This window comes from uncultured Gimesia sp., assembly GCF_937910335.1.
Classification (GTDB): domain Bacteria; phylum Planctomycetota; class Planctomycetia; order Planctomycetales; family Planctomycetaceae; genus Gimesia.
This window is the reverse complement of record NZ_CALEMX010000353.1, coordinates 1-7,792: the sequence shown is the minus strand read 5'-3', so window position 1 is coordinate 7,792 and position 7,792 is coordinate 1. Positions and strand designations below refer to the sequence as shown.

Annotated in this window: 6 protein-coding genes; 2 read left to right on the top strand and 4 right to left on the bottom strand. The window is 46.5% G+C overall.

Translation table 11 applies throughout. The features are described from left to right. Positions 1 to 296: 296 nt before the first annotated feature. Positions 297 to 1,397 carry a DSD1 family PLP-dependent enzyme gene (locus Q0668_RS14265; RefSeq protein ID WP_298865834.1) on the top strand — a complete coding sequence of 367 codons (1,101 nt, stop codon included), beginning with the start codon at positions 297 to 299 and terminating at the stop codon, positions 1,395 to 1,397. Positions 1,398 to 2,094: 697 nt separating this feature from the next. Here Q0668_RS14265 and Q0668_RS14260 read toward each other — a convergent pair. Then, positions 2,095 to 2,610, bottom strand: coding sequence for a hypothetical protein (locus Q0668_RS14260; RefSeq protein ID WP_298865833.1), 516 nt, complete (start codon positions 2,608 to 2,610; stop codon positions 2,095 to 2,097). Positions 2,611 to 2,868: 258 nt separating this feature from the next. Here Q0668_RS14260 and Q0668_RS14255 point away from each other — a divergent pair, with 258 nt between their 5' ends. Then, the gene (locus tag Q0668_RS14255; RefSeq protein WP_298865831.1) at positions 2,869 to 4,245 is read left to right on the top strand and encodes a DUF1501 domain-containing protein; all 1,377 of its coding nucleotides are present in this window, start codon (positions 2,869 to 2,871) and stop codon (positions 4,243 to 4,245) included. A gap of 57 nt (positions 4,246 to 4,302) precedes the next feature. On the opposite strand, the gene Q0668_RS14250 is transcribed toward Q0668_RS14255, so the two are convergent. The 3 genes from Q0668_RS14250 to Q0668_RS14240 all read right to left on the bottom strand — a co-directional run. After that, positions 4,303 to 4,794: a hypothetical protein gene (locus tag Q0668_RS14250; RefSeq protein ID WP_298865829.1), complete on the bottom strand. Its 492-nt coding sequence runs from the start codon at positions 4,792 to 4,794 to the stop codon at positions 4,303 to 4,305. A 557-nt stretch (positions 4,795 to 5,351) separates the two neighbouring features. Further along, positions 5,352 to 5,852: a hypothetical protein gene (locus Q0668_RS14245; protein ID WP_298865827.1), complete on the bottom strand. Its 501-nt coding sequence runs from the start codon at positions 5,850 to 5,852 to the stop codon at positions 5,352 to 5,354. A 256-nt stretch (positions 5,853 to 6,108) separates the two neighbouring features. Continuing rightward, positions 6,109 to 7,792, bottom strand: a 1,684-nt coding sequence (locus Q0668_RS14240; protein ID WP_298865825.1) for an AAA family ATPase, incomplete at its 5' end; no start/stop codon positions are given.

Here is a 7,792-nt window from a genome sequence, read left to right as displayed (position 1 = left end):
CGTACCGGCTTCCACTCTTAAAATTTGGGGCCACCAACCATTTTGTCAAAGAACTACCATCAAAGCTGTGCATCTTCAGTGTCCAATTTTCATCGACACATTGGGAACGCAACTTCAATGGGGACGCGGAGTTTATCGAGGAATTTGCGAACTGTCAACGCAGTCGGAAAAGTTTCTCGAATAATGTCCGGATTCAAGAAAACTCTCGATGGGCATGTGTTTTTCCATGGTTTTCGGTACTATCTCGTAAATCAACCCTGGCGCATACATTGACCTTTTGGATATTAGGATTTCTTATGACTCAGTCTGCCATTGGCTCACACAAGTTTGACCTCGATACTCCCATTCTCTGCATTGATCTGGATATTATGCAATCCAATATTCAGAAGATGTCAGACTATATCCTCAGCCGCGGCAAAACGTGGCGACCTCACGAAAAGTGCCATAAGACGCCGGCTATCGCGTTGGCACAGATGCAATCGGGTGCCATCGGCGTCACATGTGCCAAAGTCTCTGAAGCCGAAGTCATGGCGGCCAATGGAGTCAAAGATATCCTGATTGCTAATATGATTGTGGGAAAAGCGAAGTGGGAGCGCGTCGTTTCATTATGTCGCCATGCCAACCCTATCATAGCCTGCGATCATTTTGCTCAGATCGAACCTCTGGCAATGATGTGCGATGCAGCGGGAGTGACCTGCCGGATGATGCCCGAAGTGAATATCGGCTTGAATCGAGTCGGATCACGCCCGGGACAGGATACGCTCGACCTGGCGATGGCCATCGATAAACTTGATGGACTCGAATTGGCAGGCATCATGGGTTACGAGGGACATCTCCTGCAGGTTGAGGATCAGGATGAGAAAAAGGAAAAAATTGAAGAAGCGATGCGAACGCTCGTCGGTTGCAAGACGGCCATCGAATCCAAGGGTATTCCTTGCGAAATTGTGAGTGCTGGCGGTACCGGATCCTACCAGATTACATCTAACTGTGAAGGGATTACCGAACTACAGGCGGGTGGTGGTATTTTTGCGGATCCGATGTACGTCAACAAATGTGGTCTGACGGGACTCGATTATTCATTAAGCGTGTTGGCGACGGTTGTCAGTCGTCCTGAAAAGGGACGCATGGTTCTCGACTGTGGACGCAAAACCATGCACCCTGATTTTCAGCTTCCTCTGGTCAAAGCCTGGCCCGATGCAAAGGTCACATCCCTCAGCGCGGAACACTGTGCCGTCGATCTGGGGCCGGAGTCACAGGACCTCAAGATCGGCGATAAGATTGAACTCATCCCGGGTTACGCCGACTTCACCACGATCCTGCACGAAAACTTCTACGGCTTCCGCAATGATCGTCTGGAAGTCGTCTGGCCGATTCTGGGTCGTGGGAAAATTCAGTAAACGATCGTTTCACATGTCTGTCCTGTCAAGGAGCTAGACTGCTTTCTACTTCATTTGCTGACTACGAAGAATTCTAAAAGGAACCAAAAACATCAGCGAGGAAGGTGCCGATCAGGTTCATCAGCAAAAAATTGAAGAGACTAGAAATGCTCTTTTAAAACTTTCCGGGAGGGCAAGCATGAGAATCAGGGCATTCATTAGAATTAAATAGGGGGATAAGATCATCTGACCGACTAAGTGTGAGATGTACCATCCCCATTGCTTAAGCACGAAATTTAATATGAACAGAGCCAGAAAGTTGATTGTGACGTAAACGAGCGAGCATCCAAACCCCTTAAGCATGGATGGCCTGTCAATTGGGTTGTCTCTCGCCATCTTATTGAAACGATCAACTGAATAGCGAAGAAGCAGTGTGCAGATAAAAGAGATAAATGGTACTTGTACGATGATTAAGATCATCACTCGAAATGGATTACCGGGAGGCCCCAGAAATGCTGTCAAACTATCTGCCATTGTCTCTATCCACCCAGTAAGCTCCAAAAATATTTATCTTTATATTAGACATTCTACTCAATAGAACTTCAGTCTGATACTTTCAGGTTTCTTAAGACACGCAGCGTAAGCGGAGTCTTATTCCTATACCAAGTCTAGCGCAGTATCATTGGGTAATTTGTAAGTTAGTACAACAGATTCATTATTAACCAAGTGCTAAACCAACAATCATCACGATGAGACCGATCACTAATCCCAATAGAATTGAAATAATATACTGGCAAAGAGCGACCCCCATACCACGTTTGAACGTTGTGGGTAACAGCGCTGAAAGAAGTGCTGATGACACGAAAAAAGTAACAGGTAAAGATGCCAAATTAAGTATTATTTGATTTCTGAGACTGAGCCCTTCCGGTCCTGCCTGATTCAGTCCAAAACCACTTGCCACCACACTCAGTATCAAACCAATCATGAAATTGGCCACACCTATAATTAACAGAATGCCCACGGCCTTTAACATTGAAGGTTCTGGAACCAAATCGGAGCTCTCTCCCGTCTCTTCCACTTCACTCGTACCAGCGAATTTATTAAACAGACTGACAGCAGCCCGTAGAACCACAGCGCCAATCATCAATCCTATGGGGAGAGCGACAACGAGAACACAGAGAATCGCCTCCAGGCGACCTGGAGCTGCTAATACAAACGCTGACGAATCTATCATTGATTTTCCCCTTCAATTTTCGACTTGATTTCACGAATACCACAGTTGTGTACATCAAAAATAAATACCCATAACATAACATCATGTCAACCAAAGTACTGTATATTTGAACCTTATTCTGGAATAAATTTCAGGGACCTTCCAAATAAAGTGAGATGAAAACAGAACCATTATTTGCTTGGTTGGCAGCCTATTTTTTGATAACATAAGCGAAAACCGATGTAACTCTCAGCTTTTTAGTTTGAGGAGAAATTAGAGATGGCTCAAAGTCGGCTGCAAAGTGGCTGTGCTGAATTCCGAAAGTCACTGCGTCTGAACCGACGTGGCTTTTTGAAAGCAGGGGGCTTAGGGCTTACCGGTCTAACGCTGTCTGACCTCCTGCAACATGAAGCGCAAGCCGGCCCCACCGCGAAAAAAGAGAACTCGGTGATCATTCTCTGGATGCGGGGTGGCCCTTCTCAGCATGAAACCTGGGATCCCAAACCCAACGCGCCGACGGAATTTCGTGGCGAGTTTGGCGCTATTAAAACTTCTGTTCCCGGAATTGAAATTGTCGACCTGATGCCCCGCTGTGCGAAGATCATGGAGAAATGGTCCATCGTCCGTAGCCTGCATCATACGAACGCCGGTCACTCTGCCGGGGACCAGATTCTGTTTACCGGACACAAACCGGGTCCTGACCCAACCGTCAACGTTCACCCCAGTTGCGGATCGATTGTCTCTGAACAATTAGGACATCTAACACCTGAGCTTCCCCCCTACGTGATGATTCCTCGGCAGGTTCCGGGAACCGACTCATCCTATCTGGGCGTTGCTCACAAGCCTTTTGAAACTCTGGCCGACCCTGCCAATGATGGTCCTTTTCAATTGCAAAACTTTTCGCTGGTGGAAGGCATCAATGAGACTCGCTTTGCACAGCGTAAAAATTTACTGAAAGGCTTTGACCAGTTTCGTACCGATCTGGACCGCTCGGGACAGCTGGATGCCATCAGCAAGTTTCAACAGCAGGCGTTTGGGATACTCAGTTCTGACAAAGCCCGCAAAGCCTTCGATCTTGATTCAGAACGCAGCAGCACGCGCGAACGCTATGGATTTATTCCGCGATACGATCCGATGGATCCCACACGATGTAGTGCGAATGCGTTTTCGCAGCGAATATTACTAGGCCGTCGTCTGGTGGAAGCGGGCGTACGGCTGGTGACGGTGGACTGTCGCTGGTGGGACACACACGTGCAAGGCTTTGATTCGATGCGCAATGGATTTCTGCCTCGCTGGGACCAGTGTTACTCCGCCTTGCTTGAAGACCTGGACCAGCGGGGCCTCTTGGAAACGACACTCGTTGTGGCCTGGGGTGAGTTTGGACGTACGCCACGCGTGAATAAAAATGCGGGCCGCGATCATTATCCGAATGTCTTTAGTGCTGCCATCGCAGGCGGACCGGTGAAAGGAGGTCGCGTGGTGGGTTCATCCGATTCGAAAGGCGCGTTTCCAAAAGATAATCCCAAGACGCCGCAAGATGTGCTGGCGACGGTTTATCAACACCTGGGGATTGATGCACAAAAGCATTATCTTGACCACTCAGGGCGTCCGATTATTACATTGCCCTATGGTGAGCCGCTGCACGAATTGGCGTGATACTTCTCGATAGCACCTAGGGTAAAAAGTGCTCATCGCATTCATTTATATTGACTGTTAGCTTAAGCTCAAACGAATACCATCGAGCACAAAAGAAATCCCACCTAATATCAGAAGTATCACGAATCGGACAATATAATCATTCAAGACAATCAGCATTCCTGTCCCATAAGTAACAGACATCAACCAGCAAACTACTCCACTATAGGCAAAAAATCCGATAACCACTGGAGGAATCATTAAAAGAAGAATATACCCACTTCGTAATTCTTCAGGACTGAGTAAAAAATAGCTCTGTGAAACGTACCCGGAGATAAACCAAACGATATAACAAATAAAAGTCGCTATAAATAAGATCCCCATGGCTTTAAATAGAGAGGGCATTCGTACATCCTGCTCTTCAGCATATACCCCTTTATTAAACATACTGACTGCTTTTCGCAAAATAAGTGCACCGATAGCTGTGGGTATCAGGAAGAAAATGACTAGCGCAAAGAAAAGACTCGCAGAAGATTCCCTCAGATTAGAAATCAATTCCTCTAAAGCCATTTTCACTTTCCCCTCAATCTGCAATTCTGCAACAACGAAAACCACACAATTTCGTACAGTAAATAAGCATATACGCAACACACAAGAATATCAATTGACATAGCTGAAACATGCCCGCTGCCCTAGCAATGCTTTTTGTGAGGTCACTCGTTCTAAAAACACCGTGGAAGTACAGTCCATCAGCATGCGTAAGAGAGATGAGCAGCTAAATTTCTTTTTCCGTGCATATCATAGTAAGACAGTCGGCACGTTAAGGCTTACTCTTCATCCACGCGGTTAATCAAGGCGCTCGCATCTTCGAGACAGCGGTTGATTAACGATTTCAATTCCTGAAAATCGACAACGAGATCGAATTAATTTCCCGGCTATGCTCACTTCATAACCAACCTCCACAAAAGCTTATTCGGCTTTCACAACGACCGGTTGTAAGTCGCCTGGCCAATTCTGGGTCGCGGGAAAATTCAGTTTGCCATTTAGATTTAATGAAATAAGTCCTGCTGTATCGTCCTCTCACATGATTCAACAGAGCAGGATTTTATTTCTGGTCGCGAACCTGATTATATTGGATTTATGGCGAACATAATACCCATCACTACTAATGCGATTATAATCACATTCGACAGAACAATCAGAATCTGGAAAAAGACCACTACCATTGCCCGTACAAAGGATGTTGGCAGCATCAAGGCATACACTGTGCAATTTACAAGAATCGTGCTCAGGAATACCATCAATTCAAACTCGATAGCATCCTTGATAGCTTGCTCAAAGGCAACTCGATCCATTCCCGGCTGAACTCCCTCGACACCTAGAAAAAAGCCCAATAAATAACTGATTGCCATATTTACCAATGTAGCAACCAGCACGATTCCCATCCCCTCAACTACCGTAGGTAGAGGAATGGAATTAGAACGTTTCTTAATATTACCAGTAATTTTATTCACCAAATAGATCGCGGCAATTAAAACTACTGAGCCAATCAGTAAGCTCAGAGGTAAGATAAAAAACAAGAAGCAAACAAACCCGGGAATTGATGCCGGAACTCCGAGTAACAACATTGATGAATCCATCACAGCCTAAGACCTTTATCATAGAGGCTAAATTCAACAAAAATTCATGTGACAACATACACCTTACTACCGAGCATGGTGTCAGATGTCACCTTAACCACAGCTGCTGAACTAGATACCTTCTTGAGACAAAGACGGGGTTCTCAACAAAGACAAAGCGACAGCGTCGAAACACAGTGACATGAGACACTTTCCAGAGAACTACATTCTTGAAGCCGCAATGTGTCTATTCGATTTGAAAGGCTTACTCTTCATCCACGCGGTTAATCAGGGCGTTGTAATCTTTAAGGCAACGATTGATTAAGGTTTTCAGTTCCTTAAACTCTGCCTGATTCGCATGGGAAGATGTCATCAGCGGTTGCATCCAACCTTGCATGAGGTCGAATTGTGTTTCCAACACATTCAACAGCGAGCGGGGGATTTTATTGACGACGGTAATTTTATCTTCAAGCGTTGGCGGTGGTTCTTCGGATGCGGAGGGCGTTGCAGCATTTTCTTCCCTGCGTGATTGTATTGATTGCTCAAAGAGTGAAGTCACGTCTTTGGTGCCCGAAGTCAGCGCATCCTGAATGGCGTTCAAGCTCTCGGCCAGATGTTGAAATCGTTCTGAAAAGGTATTCGCATGCTGGTCGATGTTGGATTCTTTTCCCTCCGTGAGGCGGCTGATTCCGGTATCCATCGTTTCGCGAATGTCCTGTAATCCCTCGCCGACATTACTGAGCTGTAAGATCGCCTGGGACAATCGATCTTCGCCGCCTACGCTTTTAAGCTGCTGATTTTTCCGGAACGATTTTTTAATGTCGTTCCAGCGTTGTAATTCATCCTCTTTTAAGATTCCCATCAGCTCTCTGAACTTCAACAGGTTGGCTTCCGTATCCGAAGTCAGAGTCTGGGCATCGTTTTCGTAGTTGGAAACGATCAGCGCTTCGAGTTCGCTGTCATTCATGACCGCGATTACTTTTTCCGCGATGCGATTCATATTTCGATAGGAGCCTTGAAGTTTAAATGCGGGTTCGACGCGGTATTCATCAGACTGAGCGGCCGAGTTGATGTATTCCCGATTCACGCTGAGAATGACATCGCGCACGCGGATCAACTTTTTCATGGTGGAAACCATCTCGTTGAGCGCTTCCACCGAATAATCGCCTTCGAGGTCGCCCCGTTCTCCGGTTCCATCCTGGGCCATTTGAATGATGGTATAGACATCGTTCTGGCTGCGTGACGAAAGTGGATTGAGTACCGGATTGGAGGTCATGCAGTTTTCGAGATAGCTCATTTCAAACACATCAGAATGTTCGCCGATCACTTCACCCAGGTTATAAATATCGGCCCGGTTGGAGAGCATGTCAGGAATCTGGAATTTCTCGCCACTTTCCGTGTAGGGGTTTCCTGCCATTACGACGGCGACTTTCTTGCCTCGCAAGTCATAGGTTCTGGTCACACCCTGGTAGACGCCTTCTATCTTTCGCTGAGCGTCACACAGAGAGATGAACTTCTGTAGAAACTCCGGATTACAGTGCTGAATGTCATCCAGATAAATCATGACATTGTCACCCATTTCCAGCGACAGGTTCAGCTTCTTAACTTCTTCTCTGGCGCCAGAATTTGGTGCAGAATCTGGATCGAGCGAAGTGACCTGATGTCCCAGAGCCGGCCCATTGATTTTCATAAAAATGATGCCCAGCCGATTCGCGATGTATTCCATCAATGTTGTTTTTCCATAACCGGGTGGAGAAACTAACATTAAAAGCCCCATCCGGTCCGTACGTTTCTGTTCGCCTGCTTCACCCATCTGTTTTGCGAGGTTGTCGCCGATCACGGGTAGATAGACTTCATCGAGCAGTCTGTTTCTGACAAACGAAGTCAAAACGCGCGGTCGGAATTCATCCAGGCGCATTGTTTCGCGCGTTATTTCAACAAATTCATTT

Excerpts from the sequence above, each read along its gene's own strand:
- Q0668_RS14265 (WP_298865834.1), top strand. The coding sequence starts at position 297 with ATGACTCAGTCTGCCATTGGCTCACACAAGTTTGACCTCGATACTCCC.
- Q0668_RS14260 (WP_298865833.1), bottom strand. The coding sequence starts at position 2,610 with ATGATAGATTCGTCAGCGTTTGTATTAGCAGCTCCAGGTCGCCTGGAG.
- Q0668_RS14255 (WP_298865831.1), top strand. The coding sequence starts at position 2,869 with ATGGCTCAAAGTCGGCTGCAAAGTGGCTGTGCTGAATTCCGAAAGTCA.
- Q0668_RS14250 (WP_298865829.1), bottom strand. The coding sequence starts at position 4,794 with ATGGCTTTAGAGGAATTGATTTCTAATCTGAGGGAATCTTCTGCGAGT.
- Q0668_RS14245 (WP_298865827.1), bottom strand. The coding sequence starts at position 5,852 with ATGTTGTTACTCGGAGTTCCGGCATCAATTCCCGGGTTTGTTTGCTTC.